The 18460-nt window shown below is 61.9% G+C and carries 17 protein-coding genes; 14 read left to right on the forward strand and 3 right to left on the reverse strand.

The features are described 5' to 3' along the window. Positions 1–33 precede the first annotated feature (33 nt). The 7 genes from NKI29_RS04285 (at position 34) to NKI29_RS04315 (ending at position 6865) form a co-directional block, all read left to right on the forward strand. Entirely contained in the window at positions 34–360 is a 327-nt protein-coding gene (locus tag NKI29_RS04285; RefSeq protein WP_352697227.1) for a phosphoribosyl-ATP diphosphatase, read from the forward strand. Positions 361–378: 18 nt separating this feature from the next. Next, positions 379–1338 carry a type I pantothenate kinase gene (gene coaA, locus NKI29_RS04290; RefSeq protein WP_352451662.1) on the forward strand — a complete coding sequence of 320 codons (960 nt, stop codon included), beginning with the start codon at positions 379–381 and terminating at the stop codon, positions 1336–1338. A 77-nt stretch (positions 1339–1415) separates the two neighbouring features. Then, entirely contained in the window at positions 1416–2423 is a 1008-nt protein-coding gene (locus tag NKI29_RS04295; protein WP_352454814.1) for a glycosyltransferase family 2 protein, read from the forward strand. Next, positions 2423–3193, forward strand: a complete 771-nt coding sequence (locus NKI29_RS04300) for a class I SAM-dependent methyltransferase (protein ID WP_352795587.1) — start codon at positions 2423–2425, stop codon at positions 3191–3193. Before NKI29_RS04295 ends, NKI29_RS04300 begins: the two co-directional genes overlap by 1 nt. Before the next feature lie 7 nt (positions 3194–3200). Next, positions 3201–3596 (forward strand): GtrA family protein, encoded by a 396-nt coding sequence (locus NKI29_RS04305; RefSeq protein ID WP_023677541.1) that lies wholly within the window; start codon positions 3201–3203, stop codon positions 3594–3596. A gap of 73 nt (positions 3597–3669) precedes the next feature. Further along, positions 3670–5160 (forward strand): hypothetical protein, encoded by a 1491-nt coding sequence (locus NKI29_RS04310; RefSeq protein WP_352795589.1) that lies wholly within the window; start codon positions 3670–3672, stop codon positions 5158–5160. A 91-nt stretch (positions 5161–5251) separates the two neighbouring features. Beyond that, a complete protein-coding gene (locus tag NKI29_RS04315) occupies positions 5252–6865 on the forward strand; it encodes a hypothetical protein (RefSeq protein ID WP_352576332.1) in 1614 nt (537 codons plus the stop codon). On the opposite strand, the gene NKI29_RS04320 is transcribed toward NKI29_RS04315, so the two are convergent. The 3 genes from NKI29_RS04320 to NKI29_RS04330 form a co-directional block, all read right to left on the reverse strand. Further along, positions 6828–7445: an alpha-ketoglutarate-dependent dioxygenase AlkB family protein gene (locus NKI29_RS04320; RefSeq protein WP_352691471.1), complete on the reverse strand. Its 618-nt coding sequence runs from the start codon at positions 7443–7445 to the stop codon at positions 6828–6830. The genes NKI29_RS04315 and NKI29_RS04320 overlap by 38 nt on opposite strands. Before the next feature lie 131 nt (positions 7446–7576). Next, on the reverse strand, positions 7577–8014 hold the full coding sequence (gene arfB, locus NKI29_RS04325) for an alternative ribosome rescue aminoacyl-tRNA hydrolase ArfB (protein ID WP_023677545.1): 438 nt from the start codon (positions 8012–8014) through the stop codon (positions 7577–7579). 79 nt (positions 8015–8093) lie between these two features. After that, positions 8094–9704: a phosphoenolpyruvate carboxykinase gene (locus tag NKI29_RS04330; protein ID WP_352568486.1), complete on the reverse strand. Its 1611-nt coding sequence runs from the start codon at positions 9702–9704 to the stop codon at positions 8094–8096. Positions 9705–10046: 342 nt separating this feature from the next. Here NKI29_RS04330 and NKI29_RS04335 point away from each other — a divergent pair, with 342 nt between their 5' ends. From NKI29_RS04335 to NKI29_RS04365, 7 genes are all read left to right on the forward strand, one after another. Then, positions 10047–10748, forward strand: coding sequence for a response regulator transcription factor (locus NKI29_RS04335; RefSeq protein WP_023677547.1), 702 nt, complete (start codon positions 10047–10049; stop codon positions 10746–10748). Positions 10749–10770: 22 nt separating this feature from the next. Beyond that, positions 10771–12555 carry a sensor histidine kinase gene (locus NKI29_RS04340; protein WP_023677548.1) on the forward strand — a complete coding sequence of 595 codons (1785 nt, stop codon included), beginning with the start codon at positions 10771–10773 and terminating at the stop codon, positions 12553–12555. A gap of 31 nt (positions 12556–12586) precedes the next feature. Beyond that, entirely contained in the window at positions 12587–13033 is a 447-nt protein-coding gene (locus NKI29_RS04345; protein ID WP_352568484.1) for an HPr kinase/phosphorylase, read from the forward strand. A 164-nt stretch (positions 13034–13197) separates the two neighbouring features. After that, complete coding sequence (locus NKI29_RS04350; RefSeq protein ID WP_254815942.1) at positions 13198–13599, forward strand: PTS sugar transporter subunit IIA; 402 nt, start codon at positions 13198–13200, stop codon at positions 13597–13599. Further along, on the forward strand, positions 13596–13892 hold the full coding sequence (locus NKI29_RS04355; protein ID WP_023677551.1) for an HPr family phosphocarrier protein: 297 nt from the start codon (positions 13596–13598) through the stop codon (positions 13890–13892). The genes NKI29_RS04350 and NKI29_RS04355 overlap by 4 nt, the downstream gene beginning before the upstream one ends. Positions 13893–14304: 412 nt before the next feature. Continuing rightward, the gene (gene ahcY, locus NKI29_RS04360) at positions 14305–15705 is read left to right on the forward strand and encodes an adenosylhomocysteinase (RefSeq protein ID WP_023677552.1); all 1401 of its coding nucleotides are present in this window, start codon (positions 14305–14307) and stop codon (positions 15703–15705) included. A gap of 188 nt (positions 15706–15893) precedes the next feature. Further along, positions 15894–18455 carry a sensor histidine kinase gene (locus NKI29_RS04365; protein WP_023677553.1) on the forward strand — a complete coding sequence of 854 codons (2562 nt, stop codon included), beginning with the start codon at positions 15894–15896 and terminating at the stop codon, positions 18453–18455. The last annotated feature ends 5 nt before the right edge of the window (positions 18456–18460 follow it).

Here is an 18460-nt window from a genome sequence, read left to right on the forward strand (position 1 = left end):
CTTTCCGGCTAAGAAGAGGCTGTAAACGCCGTCATGACCGAGTTCTCGCTCTCCGATCTGGAGAAGATTATTGGCGAACGCGCACGTTCCGGCGATCCGGATTCGTGGACGGCCAAGCTCTTTCAGCGCGGCATGAGCAAGGCAGCGCAGAAATTCGGCGAAGAGGCGGTCGAAACGGTGATCGCAGCCGTCAGCGCCGATAGGGCCGCGCTTGTTTCGGAAAGCGCCGATCTCATTTATCATTGGCTTGTCGTTCTCGGCATAGCGGACATTCCGCTGAGCGATGTGCTCAACGAGCTTGAACGCCGCACCGGTCGTTCGGGCATCGCCGAAAAGGCGTCTCGGCTGGACCGGGGCTGATCGCTGCGGAGGAACTCGATGGACCAGCTCGCTCCTACCGAGAAGTATTCACCCTATCGTTTCTTCTCGGCCGAGCAATGGTCGCGGTTCCGCGCCGATACGCCGATGACGCTCACCGAGGACGAGGTCCGTCGTCTGCGGTCGCTGAACGATCCGGTCGATCTCCACGAGGTCGAGCGCATCTATCTTTCGATGTCGCGGCTGTTGTCGGCTCATGTCGAAGCCAGTCAACTCCTGTTCAGGCAGCGCCAGGCCTTCTTCAACGCGCTGGACGCGGCCAAGACACCGTTCATCATCGGCATTGCCGGTTCCGTCGCGGTCGGCAAATCGACCACGGCGCGCGTGCTAAAGGAGCTGCTGGCGCGCTGGCCGTCGAGTCCCAAGGTCGACCTGGTCACCACCGATGGTTTCCTGCTGCCGAACGAAGTCCTGCGCCGCAACAACCTGATGGAGCGCAAGGGCTTTCCCGACAGCTACGACGTCGGCGCCCTTCTGCGCTTCCTGTCCGGCATCAAATCGGCGCAGCGCAACGTCCGCGCGCCGGTCTATTCGCACCTGACCTATGACGTTATCCCGGGCGAGTTCCAGACCATCGACCGGCCCGACATCCTGATCTTCGAAGGCATCAATGTCCTGCAGCCGGGCAAGCTGCCCAAGGACGGCAAGATCGTGCCTTTCCTGTCGGATTTCTTCGACTTCGCCATCTATATCGATGCCGAGGAGGCGCTGATCCATCACTGGTATATCGCCCGCTTCATGCGGCTGCGCGAAACCGCCTTCCGCGACCCGGCCTCCTTCTTCCACCGCTATTCGCAACTTTCCGAGGATGCGGCCCGCGCCATCGCCGAGGGCCTGTGGACCAACATCAACCTGAAGAATCTGCGCGAGAATATATTGCCGACCCGCGCCCGTGCCGATCTCATCCTGCGCAAGGGCGCCAACCATCTGGTCGAGGAAGTGGCGCTCAGGAAACTGTGAAATCCCGGGACATTCCTTAAAGTCATCTTAACCCAGTCTTTCTATTGTCGGGCCTGATCTGCGGGCTCGGCAAACAAATGAATGCGCCATTCCTAAACATCGATCGGCCGGCAGCTGACCGCATCGCACGTCCGGGCAGCGGCGGCGCAACGATTGCCCTGATCGTGCCTGTCCACAATGAGGAAGGCGCAATTGCTCCATTCCTGAAGGCGGTATGCGAAAGCACCGCGCCGCTGAAGGACAAAGGCGTTGCCCTCGAGTTCATCTTCGTCAACGACGGCAGCAGCGATACGACGCTCGAAAAGCTGATCGAAGCCCAACAAACCGATCCACGCATCCACGTAATCGACCTTTCACGCAATTTCGGCAAGGAAGCCGCGATGACCGCGGGGCTCGACAGCTGCGATGCCGATGCAGCGATTCCGATGGATGTCGATATGCAGGATCCGCCGCATGTCATTCCGCTGCTTGTGGAAAAGTGGCGCGAGGGTTTTGAGGTTGTTCTGGCCAAGCGAGCCAATCGGTCGAGCGACAGCTTTCTCAAGCAGCGCTCCGCCTCGATGTTCTACCGCGTTCACAACTGGATCGCGCAGCAGAAGATCCCGCACGATGTCGGCGACTTCCGTTTGATCGACCGCCAGGTCATCCAGGCGCTGCGGTCTTTGCCCGAACGCCGTCGTTTCATGAAGGGCCTGTTCGCCTGGGTCGGGTTCCGCACCGCAAGCGTCGAATATGTCCGCGATCAGCGCATCGCCGGCCAGTCGAAATTCTCCGGCTGGAAGCTGTGGAACTTCGCGCTCGAAGGCATCACCAGCTTCTCCACCGCTCCGCTTGAAATCTGGACCTATGTCGGCGCGACGATTTCCGCGCTGTCGTTCCTCTACGGCCTGCTGATCGTCGCCAAGACAATGATCTTTGGCGTTGATGTGCCCGGCTACGCCTCCCTGCTGGTCAGTGTTCTTTTCCTTGGCGGCATCCAGTTACTCGGCATCGGCATCATCGGACAATACCTCGGCAGGGTCTACGCCGAGATCAAGCAGCGTCCGATCTACATCGTGCGCCGCAAATATGAGGGAATGAGCTGATGGAGATCGACGCCTACCGACAGATGGCCGCCACCGAAGACGAGCATTGGTGGTTCTGCGGGCGTCGCGCCATCGCCGAGGCGGTCATTCGCAGCATCGGCCTGCCTGAAAACGCGCGCATCGTCGAGATCGGCGCCGGCACCGGCGGCAACATCCGGATGCTGGAGCAGTTCGGCGCAGTGACGGCAGTCGAGATGAGCGATCTCGCGCGCAGGATTGCCTGGGAAAAGACCGGCCGCGACTTCCTCGCCGGACATCTGCCGGACAACATTCCTGTCGCGCCGCAAAGCTGCGACCTCGTCTGCCTGTTCGACGTGCTGGAGCATGTCGCCGAAGACGAGGCGTCGCTTGCCGCGATCCGCCAAGTGCTGAAACCGGGCGGCAGCGTGGTCCTCACTGTGCCCGCACACCAATGGTTGTGGAGCACGCATGATGTGGGGCTGCATCATATGCGGCGCTATTCACGCAATCTGCTGCGTGAACGAATCGAAAGGGCTGGTTTCGCGATCGACCGGCTGAGCTACACAAATGCCGCGCTCTTCCCGGTAGCGGCGCTGGCAAGACTGGTGGACTGGTTGCGCAAGTCGGCCTTGCCAGCCGGCCATGCCACGCCGCCAAAACCACTGAATGCGGCGATGAAGGCAGTGTTTTCGGCGGAAGGCAGCATCATACCAAATGCAAGCTTGCCCTTCGGGGTTTCGCTGCTGGCGGTATTCCGCAAGGACAGCGCCGTCGAAACCGCTCGCCTCGACGAGAAATTGGCAGCTTGACCGCGTCATGGGCACCGGCTCGTATCGTCGACTATCGCGCTTTGCGCTGATTGGCATCGCGTCGACGCTGATCTACGCAGTTTGCGCTTTTCTGCTGTCGCGTGGACAGGCAACGGCGGCCCTGCCGGCGGCGCTCACATCGTTTGCGGCCTACGCCGTCGCCGCGCTGTTCTCCTACACCGGGCATAAATATTTCACGTTCACCTCGGGCGGCAGCCACGCTATGGAATTGCCCCGCTTCCTCCTGCTCACCGCTTCCGGCCTCGCCGTCGCGATCGCCCTGCCGGGGCTTTTGACCCAGATGCTCGGCGTCCCTGCCGCAATCCCGATCCTGCTCACCTGCATTGCCGTGCCGGTCATCAACTATGTCGTCCTCGGGCGGTGGGTGTTTCGTGGTCTCTAGCGCGCGATCCCTCAGTGAACTGCTGCCCGGCGCCAACCGCTTCTCGCCCTTTGTGGGCGTAGCGGGTGCTCCGTTGCTGCTGGCCAGTCTGGTCGTCACATACGCCGTCTGGCTATCGACCGTTGCAATTCCGACCAATGTTGACGTGTCGTGGCTTCTGGTCGTCTGCGACCGCCTGCTTGGCGGAGAGCGGCTCAACACCGACATCGTGGAGACCAACCCCCCTTTCTCGATCTGGCTCTACATGCCGTTCATGCTCCTGGAAAAGCTCACTGGCATGCGTGCGGAATTCTGGCTGACGCTTGGCGTCGTTTGCCTGAGCCTGGCCAGTCTTTTCGTTTCCGTCCGCATTCTCGCGCGCGATCAACCGGTCTACCGGCAGCCCCATGCGCTGTGGGCGGCAGCGGCGGCCCTGTTTTTGATCCTGTGTTTCATGCCGGATCAATTCGGCCAACGCGAGCACTTCGCATTGATTGCCATTCTGCCTTGGGTGGCGTTGCAATGCACACGTCAGCGGAACCTGGATTTCAGCGCGGGCTCGCGCCTGGAGCACATGGTCGCGGGCTTCGGCGCGGCGGTCGTGGTCATGGTCAAGCCGCCCTATTTTGTGCTGGCCTTCATGTTGCCGTCGCTCTGTCTTGCGCTTGAAAGGCGGTCGCTGAAACCGCTCTTCGTCGCAGAGAACCTGGTGGGCGCTGCGATCGTGGCCGCCTATATCGCGTCCATCGCGCTCTTCGACCGCGCTTACGTCAGCGACGTCCTGCCCTTGGTCAGGGAGGTCTATCTTCCGTTGAGGGCCTCTGCCGCCGATATGCTGGCAAACTGGCCGAAAGTGGTGCTGCTTCTGGCCGCCGCCACCGTGCTTGCGGCCGGCGGCCTGAGAAAGACGAACTGGGACGTCAGGATTCCGCTCCTGACCGCCCTGGGGTTCATTCCGGCCTTCATCGTCATGGGCAAGGGTTGGCCCAATCACGCGCTGCCGATGGTCGTTGTTGCGACACTTGCATTTGGCATCCAGCTTGTGCGGTTCGGCACATTCGGCAGTGCAGGCTTCGTTCGCAAGGCCGCCCTGATCTTCGGCTGCGTGCTGGTGCTGCAAATAGCGGTCAGGGCACAGTACGCGGCGCTGACGACGGATAACGGCCCGATCGCCCGGTCTGTCGCCGCGATCCGCGCAACGGTCGAAACCCCGACCATCATGTCTATTGCCGACCAGATGCAGGTTGCCCATCCCCTCGCCAGGCTGGTCGGCGGCAGGTTCATATCACGCCATCCGAGCGCCTGGGCGGTCTCCAACGCGGACACGCTCGCCCGCGTCACCGGCGATCTCGAACGGAGACCGGAACTTGAAAGCATCCGCGATCGGGTGATCGGCGAAAACGCCGCCGAGATATCAGCGAAGAAGCCCGATATCGTGCTGTCAGGCTCGCCCGCGTGGACTGCCCTGATGCTGCAGGACAAGCGGATCCAGGTTGCCTTGGCCGACTATCGTCTGCTGCACGCCGAGCCGGAAATCACTGTCTATCTGCGTTACACGGCGCCTGCGCCGCTCCAAACCGATTGAGCAGGAGCCCCCGGAAACCCATGACACGGCTGGATCCAATCGCTCCGCTGGACGACATATGGCTCGATCTCGAGAGCCTCGGTGCAACAGCATGAGCGTCTCGAACGACATTGGCGGCTTGAGCCGCTGGCGCGACCGGGATATTGCGGCGTCGCTGCTTCCTAGCCGCAATGTCCTGGCCATTGCCGCAGTCACCGTCTTCTCGATCTTCTGGCAGCGACGTTGGGGGACTGTTCCCGACACTAGCTGGCTGATCACGGTCTGCGAGCGTATGCTGTCCGGTGAGCGGCTTTACTCGCAAATCTATGAGACCAATCCCCCATTCAGCGTCTGGCTCTATCTGCCGCCAGTGGCTGCGGCCAGATTGCTGGGCACCGCCCCGGAAATCCTGGTTGAGGCCTGGACATACCTTGCCGTGCTTATCGGACTTTCGCTCTCGGGCGTGATCGTCAAGCGTGCGGGTTTCACCGAAACTGCATCATTGTTTGCACTGGGGCCAGCGTTTTGCGCAATGTTGGTGGTCTTCCCCGGAAATGCCTTCAGCGAGCGGGAGCATATCGGCATGGCACTTTTCATGCCGCTGCTTGCGCTTCATGCCTGGCGCGCGCGCAGAGATGCAGCTGCCCAACCAGACCCCGGGCTCGCCGTACTCGCCGGCCTGTCGGGCAGCATTCTGCTGCTGGTCAAGCCCTACTATGCGATCATGGTGTTGGCGCCGGCACTGGTCGTTGCAGTGCGCCGGCGCAGTCTGAAATCGATCTTCGCCCTGGAACACTGGGTCATTGGCGGCATCTGCGTTGTCTATCTCAGCACGGTCACGCTGATCCATCCGGAATTCATGCGCGACATCTATCCCCTCTTGGCGGACGTTTATGCAAAGATCGGCATCTTTTGGCCGATTGTGATCGGCTACGGTTTCTCGTGGTGTTTCCTTGTCTTCCTGATCTGGTGGCTGTGGCCTGCCAGGCGGTTTCCAGAGCTGGCGGCGGTAGCGTTGGCGGCATCGATCGCTGGCATGTTTCCCCTGTTCTACCAAGCCAAAGGCTGGTCTTATCATGCCTATCCCGCGATCTTTTGCGCTGTGGCAGCCATTTTCTGCCTGCTGGCACTGCCCAGGATCGTGCAGCAGCCGTCGAAGCTGTTGACGTTCGTGACGGCTCCTTCGCGAGCTTGGGCATTGGCGGCGGTGGCAATCGCTTTCTTGCCGTACTGGAGCACCCAGAAACCAGGGCCGGCGCTGGTTGCCGCAATTCGCGCCGCCACCGATCGGCCGACCGTAGCGTTGGTCAGTTCGGATATTTCCTCGGGACATCCGTTGAACCGTATGATCGATGGGCAGTTCGTTTCGACCCACGTCAGCGATTGGCTTGGAGCGTTCGCACTTTCCCTGTCCCGGCACGCAGCCCTCTCGGGTGACACCGCCGAAGCCACGCGTTACCAGGCCATCATGGCGCGCTACGTCGAAAGCAAACGCGAAGAGTTCGCGCGTCTGCGCCCGGATATCGTCGTCTTCAAGAAAAACAACACAATGTGGACAAGCCAACTGATGGGGCGTTTTGGCTTTGACGCCATCCTGGCGCACTACCGCATTCTTATCGAGGACGAGACCGAGCGCATCTATTTGCGCGACGATTATGTCCGCCCGGGCCACCGGCCACCCGAACAGCCTATTTCGGCATCGTCACCCGTCGCAGCGTCAGATTGATGCGGCCGCCACTCCTGAGCAATGCCGAGGTCGACGGGTAGATACGGTCGACGCCGTGAAAGCAGAGCCGCCCTTCGCCGCCAAGCACGACGACGTCGCCGCTCCTCAGCCTGAACGATTTGGTGGCGCCGTCGCGCGTCGTCTGGCCGACCCGGAACAGGCAATCGTCGCCGAGCGACACCGAGACGACAGGCGCGGAGAAATCGCTCTCGTCGCGGTCCTGGTGAAGACCCATCTTGGCATCCTGCGAATAGGAATTGACCAGGCAGGCTTCCGGCGGGTGCGCATAGGCAGATACATCCCGCCACAGTTCGAGCAGCATCTCCGGGATCGGCGGCCAAAGCCTTCCGGTCACCGGGTGGGTCGGCTGGTAGCGATAGCCGTGCTCCTTGTCGGTGACCCAGCCCAGCGGACCGCAATTGGTCATGCGCACGCTCATCTCCTTGCCGGTACGCGGCATCGCCGGCACGAACAGCGGCGCCTTCTGCACGACCTGCCTGATATCTTCCACCAGCACTTCCTGCATGGCGCGCGACAGGTAGCCGGGCATATGGCGGACGCCTTTGGGCAGTACGAGCATCGCGTCGCTTAATCCGTTGGTCTGGAGAAATCAGAATGCCACCGTCAAATGAAAACGGCGACCCGAAAGCCGCCTCCGACGGTGGCTGCGCGCTTTAACCGGCGATCTGAGATCCGAAGCCGCTTCGGCTGTCACTCATCCCCGACCCGGCCGCGCAGTTTCTTGATCGAGCCGCGCCCGGCCTTGCTCTTGAGTCGTCTTTCGACCGCGCCTTTGGACGGCCTGGTCTTCTTGCGCGGCGGTGGTGGTGGTTCGGCGGCCTTGGCGACCAGTGCCGTCAGCCGCGCCCGGGCGTCCGCCCGGTTCTGCTCCTGGGTGCGGAAGCGTCCAGCTTCGATGACGATGACGCCGTCCTTGGTGGCGCGCTGGCCGGCAAGCTTGATGGTCCGTTCGCGCACCCGCTCCGACAGGCCAGCCGCATTGGCGGCATCGAAGCGCAATTGCACTGCCGTCGCCACCTTGTTGACGTTCTGGCCGCCCGGGCCGGACGAACGAATGAAGTCCTCGTGCAGGTCGCCCGGATTAATCACCGCATCGTCGGTAATGATGATCTTGTCGTCGGCGTTCATGCCGCACTCATGGCGCGGCAGGCGAAAAAAGAAAAGGCCCGATCGAAGCCGGGCCTTGAAGCATCACCCGGGGCGACGGCTATTCAGCCGCTACCTGCATGCGTGGTGCGGCGCCGAGCACGGTGGCGTCGACATGGGCTTCGAACTTTTCGAAATTGTCGACGAACATGCCGACCAGCCTTGCCGCCTGCCGGTCGTAGGCGGGCTTGTCGATCCAGGTCGATCTAGGGTCGAGAATGGCGCGGTCGACGCCGGCAACCGTCACCGGTACGTCGAAACCGAAATTGGCGTCGGTGCGGAAGTCGGCCGCTTTCAGCGAGCCGTCGAGCGCCGCCGCAAGCAGCGCCCGCGTTGCTTTGATCGGCATTCGCTTGCCGGTGCCGTAGGCGCCGCCGGTCCAGCCGGTGTTGACCAGCCAGCAATCGACGCCTTGGCGGGCGATGAGCTCGCGCAACAGATTGCCGTATTCCGACGGATGCCGCGGCATGAACGGTGCGCCGAAGCATGTCGAAAATGTCGCTTCGGGTTCCGTAACGCCCTTCTCGGTCCCCGCCACCTTGGCGGTATAGCCGGAGAGGAAATGGTACATGGCCTGCGCCGGGGTCAGCCGCGCGATCGGCGGCATCACACCGAATGCGTCGGCGGTCAGCATGATGATGTTCTTCGGGTGGCTGGCGCGCCCCGTCTTGCTGGCGTTGGGGATGAAGTGGAGCGGGTAGGCGCAGCGTGTGTTTTCGGTCAGCCCGCCGTCGTCGAAATCCGGCACGCGGCCTGCGTCGAGCGCCACATTCTCCAGCACCGTGCCGAAGCGCTGGGTGGTGGCGAAGATCTCCGGCTCGGCTTCGGCCGAAAGCTTGATCGTCTTGGCATAGCAGCCGCCCTCGAAATTGAAGATGCCGTGCGGTCCCCAGCCATGCTCGTCGTCGCCGACCAGCGTGCGCGACGGGTCGGCCGACAACGTCGTCTTGCCGGTCCCGGAAAGGCCGAAGAAAACGGCCGCGTCGCCGACGGGCCCTTCATTGGCCGAGCAGTGCATCGGCATCACACCTTTTGCCGGCAGCAGATAGTTGAGCACGGTGAACACCGACTTCTTCATCTCGCCGGCATACGAGGTACCGCCGATCAACACGATCATGTGCGAAAGATCGACGGCAATCACCGTTTCGCCGCGCGTGCCGTGGCGGGCGGGATCGGCGCGGAACGACGGCAGGTCGATGATCGTCAAATCGGGCATGAAATGCTCGAGTTCGGCGGCGGCCGGTCGGATGAGCAGATTGCGGATGAACAAGGAGTGCCAGGCAAGCTCCGTGATCACCCTGGTCGGCAGCTTCAGCTCCTCGTCGGCGCCGCCGACCAGGTCCTGCACATAAAGGTCCTTTCCAGCCGCGTGGGCGCGAAAATCGCCAAGCAGCGTATCGAACTGGATCGGCGAAATCGCTTTGTTGTTGTCCCACCATACATGCGGCGCGGTGCTTTCGTCGCGCACCACGAATTTGTCCCTGGGCGAGCGGCCGGTGTGCTGCCCGGTCTCGGCGGCAAGCGCGCCATGCGCGGTGAGTCGGGCCTCGCCACGGCGGATTGCCTCCTCGTAGAGCGCGGCCGCGCCGAAATTATAGCGCACCACGCCCGTGGTTCTTAGGCCGATCCGATCGATTGCACATGCAGGATTGCGTTTGCCGGCTTCCGACATGGGTGTCCCTTCTTCGATTTACCGCGTCTTTACCGGCGAATTCCGGAACTCCCATTGCAGGAGCTAAAAACGTCAAAACCAGAAAAGGCGAATGATATCAAATCATTAATCGATTTAAATATTTTGAAAGTTGTTTAAATCGTTTATATGTGCAAAAACACTGATGGTTGCCCAAAGGATTGGCGATGTTCATTCGTCCAATCCATATCGAGGTACAATTGTGGCCGTCGACATGCCGCGCGTGACAGCGGATACAGCCTATGCCACATTTTGTACCTAATTTGTCCTGCAAAAGCCCCTTCTCGACGAAAGAAGGGACAGCTCATGAGGGAGCCGCTTGAAATGGCAACAATCGCGCTTGTCGACGACGATCGCAACATTCTGACTTCGGTTTCGATCGCCCTCGAATCCGAGGGTTATCGGGTCGAAACCTACACGGATGGGGCATCGGCGCTGGAGGGACTGGCGGCGCGCCCGCCGAACCTCGCCATCCTCGACATCAAGATGCCGCGCATGGACGGCATGGAGTTGCTGCGCCGGATGCGTCAGAAATCCGACCTGCCGGTGATCTTCCTGACCTCCAAGGACGATGAGATCGATGAACTGTTCGGCCTCAAGATGGGCGCCGACGACTTCATCCGCAAACCCTTCTCGCAGCGTCTTCTTGTCGAACGCGTCCGCGCCGTGCTGCGACGCGCCAGCACCCGCGAGGCGGCTGCCAAGGCGCCCAACCAGCAGGCCCGGTCGCTTGAGCGCGGCCAGCTTGTCATGGACCAGGAGCGCCACACCTGCACCTGGAAGGGCGAGCCGGTGACGCTGACCGTCACCGAGTTCCTCATCCTGCATTCGCTGGCCCAGCGTCCGGGCGTTGTAAAAAGCCGTGATGCGCTGATGGATTCGGCTTATGATGAGCAGGTCTATGTCGATGACCGCACCATCGACAGTCACATCAAGCGGCTACGCAAAAAGTTCAAGGCCGTTGATGATGACTTCGAAATGATCGAAACCCTTTACGGAGTCGGATATCGGTTCCGCGAAGCTTGAGTCGAGCGGGAGCTGCTATTCGATGGCAGTGCAAGTAGAGCGAGTGAGACGGTCGGGCGCCGCCAGGCGCCCGCCGCGGATTCTGCCCGCCTTCGTGTCGAAAATTACGGTGCCGATGCGCCGGTTTCTCGGCCATCACATCTTTTCCAGCCTGACGCGGCGTATCCTCTTTCTCAACCTTGCCGGCCTTGCCGTCCTGGTCACCGGCATTCTCTATCTCAATACCTTTCGCGACGGGCTGATCGACGCCCGTGTCGAGAGCCTGATGACTCAAGGCGAGATCATCGCCGGCGCGATCGCCGCCTCGGCGACGGTCGAGACCGATTCGATCAGCATCGATCCGGAGAAGCTGCTCGAGTTACAGGCCGGCGAAAGCCTCGGCCCGGGCTCCGATCAGCTCGATAACCTCGATTTCCCGATCAATCCGGAGCGCGTGGCGCCGGTGCTCAGGCGGTTGATCTCGCCGACGCGCACCCGCGCCCGCATTTACGACCGCGACGCCAACCTGCTGCTCGATTCCCGCCATCTCTATTCGCGCGGCCAGATCCTTCGCTACGACCTGCCGCCGGTCGAAGAGGAACAGCCAGACCTTCTGGAGCGCATCCAGAAATTCGTCTTCGATTTCTTCCGCAACAAGCAGCTGCCCGTCTATCGCGAGCAGCCGGGTGGCAACGGCGCCGCGTTTCCGGAAGTGGTCAAGGCGCTTACCGGCAGCCCGTCGACGATCGTGCGGATCTCGGAGCAGGGCGAGCAGATCGTTTCTGTGGCGGTGCCGATCCAGCGCTTCCGTGCCGTTCTCGGCGTGCTGATGCTGTCGACCGAAGGCGGCGACATCGACAAGATCGTCGCGGCCGAGCGCAAGGCGATCCTGCGCGTGTTCGGCATTGCCGCCCTGGTTACCGCCATCCTGTCGATGCTGCTGGCCTCCACCATCGCCAACCCGCTGCGCCGGCTTTCCGCGGCGGCGGTCAGGGTTCGCCGCGGCGTCAAGAACCGCGAGGAAATCCCCGACTTCTCCGACCGCCAGGACGAGATCGGCAATCTGTCGATCGCCGTGCGCGACATGACCAATGCGCTCTACGCCCGCATCGAGGCGATCGAAAGTTTTGCCGCGGATGTCTCGCACGAGTTGAAGAACCCGCTTACCTCGCTGCGCAGCGCGGTGGAGACATTGCCGCTGGCCAGGAACGACAATTCGCGCAGCCGGCTGATGGATATCATCCAGCACGATGTGAGGCGGCTTGACCGTCTCATCACCGATATTTCCGATGCCTCCCGTCTCGATGCCGAGCTGGCGCGGGAAGATGCGGGAACCGTCGACCTCAAGAAGTTCATCACCGATCTGGTCGCCGTCTCGCGCGAGGCCACGCGCAACAAGAAGGCGGTCGAGATCGAATTCAAGGTCGCCAAACTGCCACAGGGCGTGAAAGGCTACTTCGTCGTCGGTCATGACCTGAGGATCGGCCAGGTGATCACCAACCTGATCGAGAATGCCCGCTCGTTCGTTCCCGAGGAACGTGGCCACATCACCATATCGCTGGCGCGCGCCGGCAAGTTCAACATCGTCACCATCGACGACAATGGACCCGGTATCCGTGCCGATAACATCGACCGCATTTTCGAGCGGTTCTATACCGATCGGCCGGCCGGCGAGGCGTTCGGTCAGAACTCGGGCCTTGGCCTGTCGATATCCAGGCAGATCGTTGAAGCCCATGGCGGCACGCTGAGCGCCGAGAACATCCCGGGCACCAAGCCTGGCGAGATCAAGGGCGCGCGCTTCGTGGTGACGCTGCCGGCGGAAGGCTGACGGATGAATTCCAATCACGCCTGGTCCTATTGTGCAGCCTGAAAATATTCACGGCACCGCGATCCTGATAGGTGATCGCGGCATTCTCATCACCGGACCGTCCGGCTTGGGCAAGACGACGCTGGCGCTCGCCTTGATCGATCATTGCAGCCAGCGTGGGCTGTTTTCCCGGCTGATCGGCGATGACCAGCTCTATGCTGCAGATTGCGACGGGCGGCTGGTCTGCCGCGCACCAGCCAGCATAGCCGGCCTCGTCGAGGTGCCGGGATTCGGCCCCAAACCGATACGGTTCGAGCCAAGCTGCGTGATCGACCTCATTATCCGGCTGGTGCCAGCCGGCAAAATGGCCCGCTTCCAGGAAGACTGCAGCGAACTCGTTGTCGGCGTACCAGTGCCGCGCATTGATCTTGCCGGGCGCAATGTAGCGGCGGCCTTGCCGGCAGTGATGTCGCGCCTGTCGATTGCGCCTTTCCTGTGATCCGATTTCGATTTTTTGCTGCAATGCGTCAAATTGGCTTGGGCCGGCGCAATTTTGGGCTTGTCAACAGGCCTTGCGTCGACAAGATAGCGCTCCCGCCACCTGGAACGGTCGGCGAGCATAAAATGCGCCTGTGAAGCGGCGATGACGGGAGCCACCAAAGAATGATCGGACTCGTGCTTGTAACGCACGGTCAACTGGCCGCCGAGTTCCGCAATGCCGTGGAACATGTCGTTGGGCCACAAGACAATTTCGAGACCGTGGCGATCGGTGCCGACGACGATATGGAACAGCGCCGCCGCGACATTATCGACGCGGTCGGCCGCGTCGATACGGGATCAGGCGTCATCGTTTTGACCGATATGTTCGGCGGCACGCCCTCCAACCTCGCCATTTCCGTGATGGAATCCGGGCGCATCGAGGTCATTGCCGGCATGAACCTGCCGATGCTGATCAAGCTGTCCAGCGTTCGCAAAGGCGACAACATGACGGCCGCGCTGGATGAGGCGCAGGCTGCCGGCCGTAAATACATCAATGTCGCCAGTCAGCTCCTGAGCAGCAAATGAGTGCCCTGTTGCCGGAAAAGGACAAGATCGTTCGCGACTTTCCGATCGTCAACCAGCGCGGCCTGCATGCGCGCGCCTCGGCCAAGTTCGTTCAAATCGCCAGCGGCTTCAACGCCACGGTCCAGGTCGAGAAGGACGGCGTCAAGGTCGGCGGCACCTCGATCATGGGCCTGATGATGCTGGCGGCGAGCCCCGGTTATTCGATCCGCGTCACCGCCACCGGCCCGGAGGCCGAAGAGGTCATCGATGCGCTGGAGCAACTGGTTGCTTCCCGTTTCGGCGAGGAGTGCTGACGGCTTCGCCGACGGCACCTGCTGCGGCATGTTCGGGCGCAACCTTGCGGCGGTGAAGGAAATCGCATTTTTGCGCGACCGTCGCGTATTTTGTTCTTGCTTTGTGCCGGCAGCTATGCTACTAATCTCGCTATGGTGCCAATTGGCCCCGAAGACCCGCCCGCCGAGGCGGGTTTTTTGTTTCCGGCTTTGAAAGTGTTGCCGATCTGAGGTCTGAGGGACGGCCACCTTGGACAGCACCCCTTCTGCGCGCTCTCATGGCCGCCGTAGCTGAAGACATGCACGGATAAAGATTTCTTTATATCCCATTGTCGTCCGACTCCCGATCTGCTAGTCAGGCCGGCAACTCGCGCCCTCCGACACGCCTTCGGGGCGGGCGCGTCCCGCAATCAATTCGCATCGGAGCACTGCCATGACGGGTAGCAAGGACTATGTGGTCGCAGACATCGCGCTTGCCGGCTGGGGCCGCAAGGAGATCGAGATCGCCGAAACCGAAATGCCGGGCCTGATGGCCTGCCGCGAGGAATTCGGCGACAAGAAGCCGCTCAAGGGCGCGCGCATCACCGGCTCGCTGCACATGACCATCCAGACGGCGGTGCTGATCGAAACGCTTAAGGCGCTCGGCGCCGATATCCGCTGGGCTTCCTGCAACATCTTCTCGACCCAGGACCACGCCGCCGCGGCCATTGCCGAGGCCGGAATTCCGGTGTTTGCCGTCAAGGGCGAGACGCTGGAGGACTATTGGGTCTACACCGACAAGATCTTCCAGTGGGCCGATGGCGGCACCTCCAACATGATCCTCGACGACGGTGGCGATGCCACCATGTACATCCTGATCGGCGCCCGCGCGGAGGCCGGCGAGGATGTGCTGTCCAATCCGGGCAGCGAAGAGGAAGAGATCCTGTTTGCCCAGATCAAAAAGCGCATGCAGGCATCGCCCGGCTTCTTCACCAAGCAGAAGGAAGCGATCCGCGGCGTCACTGAAGAGACGACGACCGGCGTCAACCGGCTCTATCAGCTGCAGAAAAAAGGCTTGCTGCCGTTCCCGGCGATCAACGTCAATGATTCCGTCACCAAGTCGAAATTCGACAACAAATATGGCTGCAAGGAATCGCTTGTCGACGGCATTCGCCGCGGCACCGACACGATGATGGCCGGCAAGGTCGCGGTTGTCTGCGGCTATGGCGACGTCGGCAAAGGCTCGTCGGCTTCGCTCAAGGGCGCCGGCGCCCGCGTCAAGGTCACCGAGGTCGATCCGATCTGCGCGCTGCAGGCGGCGATGGACGGTTTCGAGGTGGTCACGCTCGAGGACGCGGCGCCGACGGCCGACATCGTCATCACCACCACCGGCAACAAGGACGTCGTTACCCTCGACCACATGCGCCTGATGAAGGACATGGTGATCGTCGGCAACATCGGTCACTTCGACAACGAGATCCAGGTGGCCTCGCTGCGCAATCTGAAGTGGACCAACATCAAGCCTCAGGTGGACATGATCACCTTCCCGGACGGCAAGCGGATGATCCTTTTGTCGGAGGGCCGTCTGCTCAACCTCGGCAACGCCACCGGCCATCCGAGCTTCGTCATGTCGGCGTCCTTCACCAACCAGGTGTTGGCCCAGATCGAGTTGTACACCAAGCCCGGTCAGTACGAGAACCAGGTCTATGTCCTGCCGAAGCATCTCGACGAAAAGGTCGCGCGCCTGCATCTCGACAAGCTCGGTGCCCGCCTGACCGAACTGTCCGGCGAACAGGCCGCCTATATCGGCGTCACTCCGCAGGGACCGTTCAAGCCGGAACACTACCGCTATTAACCACGGCGAAACTTGCCACTAGATATTGAAGCCGGGCAATTGACTTTTCGCCCGGCTTTATTTTTGCGCTGATTGATTCTTCACGCCGATTCGCGCAAGCGCTATGGTGCTGATTCGCGGTCCGGGGACGAGGCCCGGGCGCACGCATCAGGGCGGTCTTGCATTCAGGCGGCGAAGAGGACCAAGACATGCCGGGGGATAACCCGCCTTGCGCGGGACAGGCCGTTTCCGGCGGCCATAACGATTCGATCACGGGCTCCGCTGCCAGAGGCGGCAGCCTTCTATGGCGCGCCGGCAGCCGTGTCGGTGTGCTGCTTGCTTCTTCCGCGCTGGTTGGTCCGCTGCTTGGCTTTACTGCACATGCCCAAACCCGCGTGGCGCAAAAGGCCGGGCTGTCGGTCAGCACGGTCGAGGTCATGCAACTCGCCATGTTCGTCGGCGTCATGGGGGCGGCATTGCTGTCGGCCATCTTTCTGATCCGCGAACGGGCGCGCACCGCGGCGGAAAATGCCGAGCTCAGGACCCGCATCGCCGACGTCAATGCCGCGCTGCAGCGCTCGGAGGCGCTGCTCCATTCTCGCGATCAGCGCGTGGTGGTATGGGCGGCCGAGAACAAGAAGCCCGAACTTGTCGGGACATTGCCGATCGAGAGCGGCGCGCCGGAGGACCGGGCGGCCTTCCTGGCTTTCGGCCGCTGGCTGATGCCGCGTTCGGCGGCCGCACTCGAACATGCCGTAGCGGCACTGCGGGACAAGGCAAAGCCGTTCGATCTGGTCATCGAATCGCAGGCCGGCCAGCCGCTCGAGGTTCACGGCCGCAAGAGTGCGGCGCATGTGCTGGTTCGCTTCGTCTCGCTTTCGGAGACACAGCGAAGCCAGGCCAGGCTGAAGATCGAGAACCAACGCTTAGCCGCCGACCATGAGACGCTGATCGGTCTTCTGGATGCGCTCAAGATGCCGTCATGGCTGCGTACTGTCGACGGGCGGCTGAAATGGGTCAACCGCGCCTATGCCGAAGCGGTCGAGGCCGAGAATGCCGAAGCGGCGGTCCGCGATGGCAAGGAATTCCTCGGCGGCCAGGCGCGCGACACGATCGCTGCGCAGCACAAGTCGCGCGCGGTCTTTGAACAGACGCTCTCCACGGTCATCGAAGGCGACCGCCGTATGTTTGCCGTGACCGATTTTGCCGGGGCGGATGGTTCGGCTGGTCTTGCCTGCGACATCAGCGCTATCGAGGCCATTCGCGCCGAATATGAGCGGACCATGCAGAGCCACGCCGACACGCTCGATCAGCTCAACACCGCCGTGGCGATTTTCGACACCGACGAGAAATTGCGGTTTTTCAATCAGGCGTTCCAGAAGCTATGGGGCCTCGACAGCGGCTTCCTGCACAGCGCGCCGGACAACGCCTTGCTGCTTGACCGCCTGCGCAGCGAAGGCAGGATCGCCGAGCAGCCCGAATGGCGGCGCTGGAAAGAGAGCCTGCTCGGCGCTTACCGCGCGGTTGAATCGCAGGAGCATTGGTGGCATCTGCCGGACGGCAAGACCATTCGCGTCGTCGCCAATCCGCAGCCCAAGGGCGGCGTCACCTGGGTGTTCGAGAACCTGACCGAGAAGATGGACCTTGAAAGCCGCTACCAGACCGCCGTCCGGGTCCAGGGCGAGACGCTCGACAACCTCGCCGAAGGCGTCGCTGTGTTCGGCCCCGACGGCAAGCTGAGATTGTCGAACCCGGCGTTCGCGGCATTGTGGGGGCTGGATGCCGATGCCTCAAAACCCAACGTCCATGTCTCGACGATCCGCAACCTTTGCGACCGCCGTGCCGTCGACAGTCCGTGGGGCGGGTTCGTTGCCGCCATCACCGGCTTCGACGACGAGCGCCGCGACCGCCACGGCCAAACCGAATTGAACAACGGCACCGTTTTGCGCTACGCCGTCATCCCTTTGCCCAACGGCCAGGTGATGATGACCTTCGTCGACGTTACCGACAGCGTCAATGTCGAGCGGGCGCTGAAGGACAAGAATGAGGCGCTGCAAAAGTCCGACCAGATCAAGAACGAATTCGTGCAGCACGTCTCCTATGAGCTGCGCTCGCCACTCACCAACATCATCGGCTTTACCGAGCTTCTTTCACTGCCGTCGACTGGTCCGCTGAACCAGAAGCAACGCGAATATATCGGGCATGTCGGCTCGTCTTCCTCGGTCCTGCTCACCATCGTCAACGACATCCTCGACCTGGCGACGGTGGATGCCGGCATCATGGAACTCGACATTTCCGAAGTTCACATCGATCGAACCATTACGGCTGCCGCCGAACTGGTCGCCGACCGGCTGGAGGAACATGCGATCAAGCTTAGGATCGACGCGGCGGCCGCGCCGAAAACCTTCCACGGCGACGAGATCCGCGTCCGCCAGATCCTCTACAATCTGCTCAGCAATGCCGCCAATTACGCGCCGGAGGCGAGCACCATAACGCTCGCCTGCCGCCAACTTGCCGACGGCGTGGAATTTTCCGTTCACGATGACGGCCCCGGCATGCCGCCGGACCTGCTTGACTCAGTGTTCCGGCGCTTCGAGCCGCGCACCAATGGCGGCCGCCGCCGTGGCGCCGGGCTCGGCCTGTCGATCGTCAAGAGCTTTGTCGAACTGCATGGCGGCAGCGTCCGCATCGAGACCGGCAGGGATAAGGGCACCACGGTTGTTTGCGCCTTTCCCGACACGCCGTCCGGCATCCGCGCGGCGGCCGAGTAGCGCGT

Source organism: Mesorhizobium sp. M0678, from assembly GCF_040320505.1.
Classification (GTDB): domain Bacteria; phylum Pseudomonadota; class Alphaproteobacteria; order Rhizobiales; family Rhizobiaceae; genus Mesorhizobium.

What these genes read in the sequence shown, in the direction of transcription:
- NKI29_RS04285 (WP_352697227.1), top strand. Translation starts at nt 34, where the DNA reads ATGACCGAGTTCTCGCTCTCCGATCTGGAGAAGATTATTGGCGAACGC.
- coaA (WP_352451662.1), top strand. Translation starts at nt 379, where the DNA reads ATGGACCAGCTCGCTCCTACCGAGAAGTATTCACCCTATCGTTTCTTC.
- NKI29_RS04295 (WP_352454814.1), top strand. Translation starts at nt 1,416, where the DNA reads ATGAATGCGCCATTCCTAAACATCGATCGGCCGGCAGCTGACCGCATC.
- NKI29_RS04300 (WP_352795587.1), top strand. Translation starts at nt 2,423, where the DNA reads ATGGAGATCGACGCCTACCGACAGATGGCCGCCACCGAAGACGAGCAT.
- NKI29_RS04305 (WP_023677541.1), top strand. Translation starts at nt 3,201, where the DNA reads ATGGGCACCGGCTCGTATCGTCGACTATCGCGCTTTGCGCTGATTGGC.
- NKI29_RS04315 (WP_352576332.1), top strand. Translation starts at nt 5,252, where the DNA reads ATGAGCGTCTCGAACGACATTGGCGGCTTGAGCCGCTGGCGCGACCGG.
- NKI29_RS04320 (WP_352691471.1), bottom strand. Translation starts at nt 7,445, where the DNA reads ATGCTCGTACTGCCCAAAGGCGTCCGCCATATGCCCGGCTACCTGTCG.
- arfB (WP_023677545.1), bottom strand. Translation starts at nt 8,014, where the DNA reads ATGAACGCCGACGACAAGATCATCATTACCGACGATGCGGTGATTAAT.
- NKI29_RS04330 (WP_352568486.1), bottom strand. Translation starts at nt 9,704, where the DNA reads ATGTCGGAAGCCGGCAAACGCAATCCTGCATGTGCAATCGATCGGATC.
- NKI29_RS04335 (WP_023677547.1), top strand. Translation starts at nt 10,047, where the DNA reads ATGGCAACAATCGCGCTTGTCGACGACGATCGCAACATTCTGACTTCG.
- NKI29_RS04340 (WP_023677548.1), top strand. Translation starts at nt 10,771, where the DNA reads ATGGCAGTGCAAGTAGAGCGAGTGAGACGGTCGGGCGCCGCCAGGCGC.
- NKI29_RS04350 (WP_254815942.1), top strand. Translation starts at nt 13,198, where the DNA reads ATGATCGGACTCGTGCTTGTAACGCACGGTCAACTGGCCGCCGAGTTC.
- NKI29_RS04355 (WP_023677551.1), top strand. Translation starts at nt 13,596, where the DNA reads ATGAGTGCCCTGTTGCCGGAAAAGGACAAGATCGTTCGCGACTTTCCG.
- ahcY (WP_023677552.1), top strand. Translation starts at nt 14,305, where the DNA reads ATGACGGGTAGCAAGGACTATGTGGTCGCAGACATCGCGCTTGCCGGC.
- NKI29_RS04365 (WP_023677553.1), top strand. Translation starts at nt 15,894, where the DNA reads ATGCCGGGGGATAACCCGCCTTGCGCGGGACAGGCCGTTTCCGGCGGC.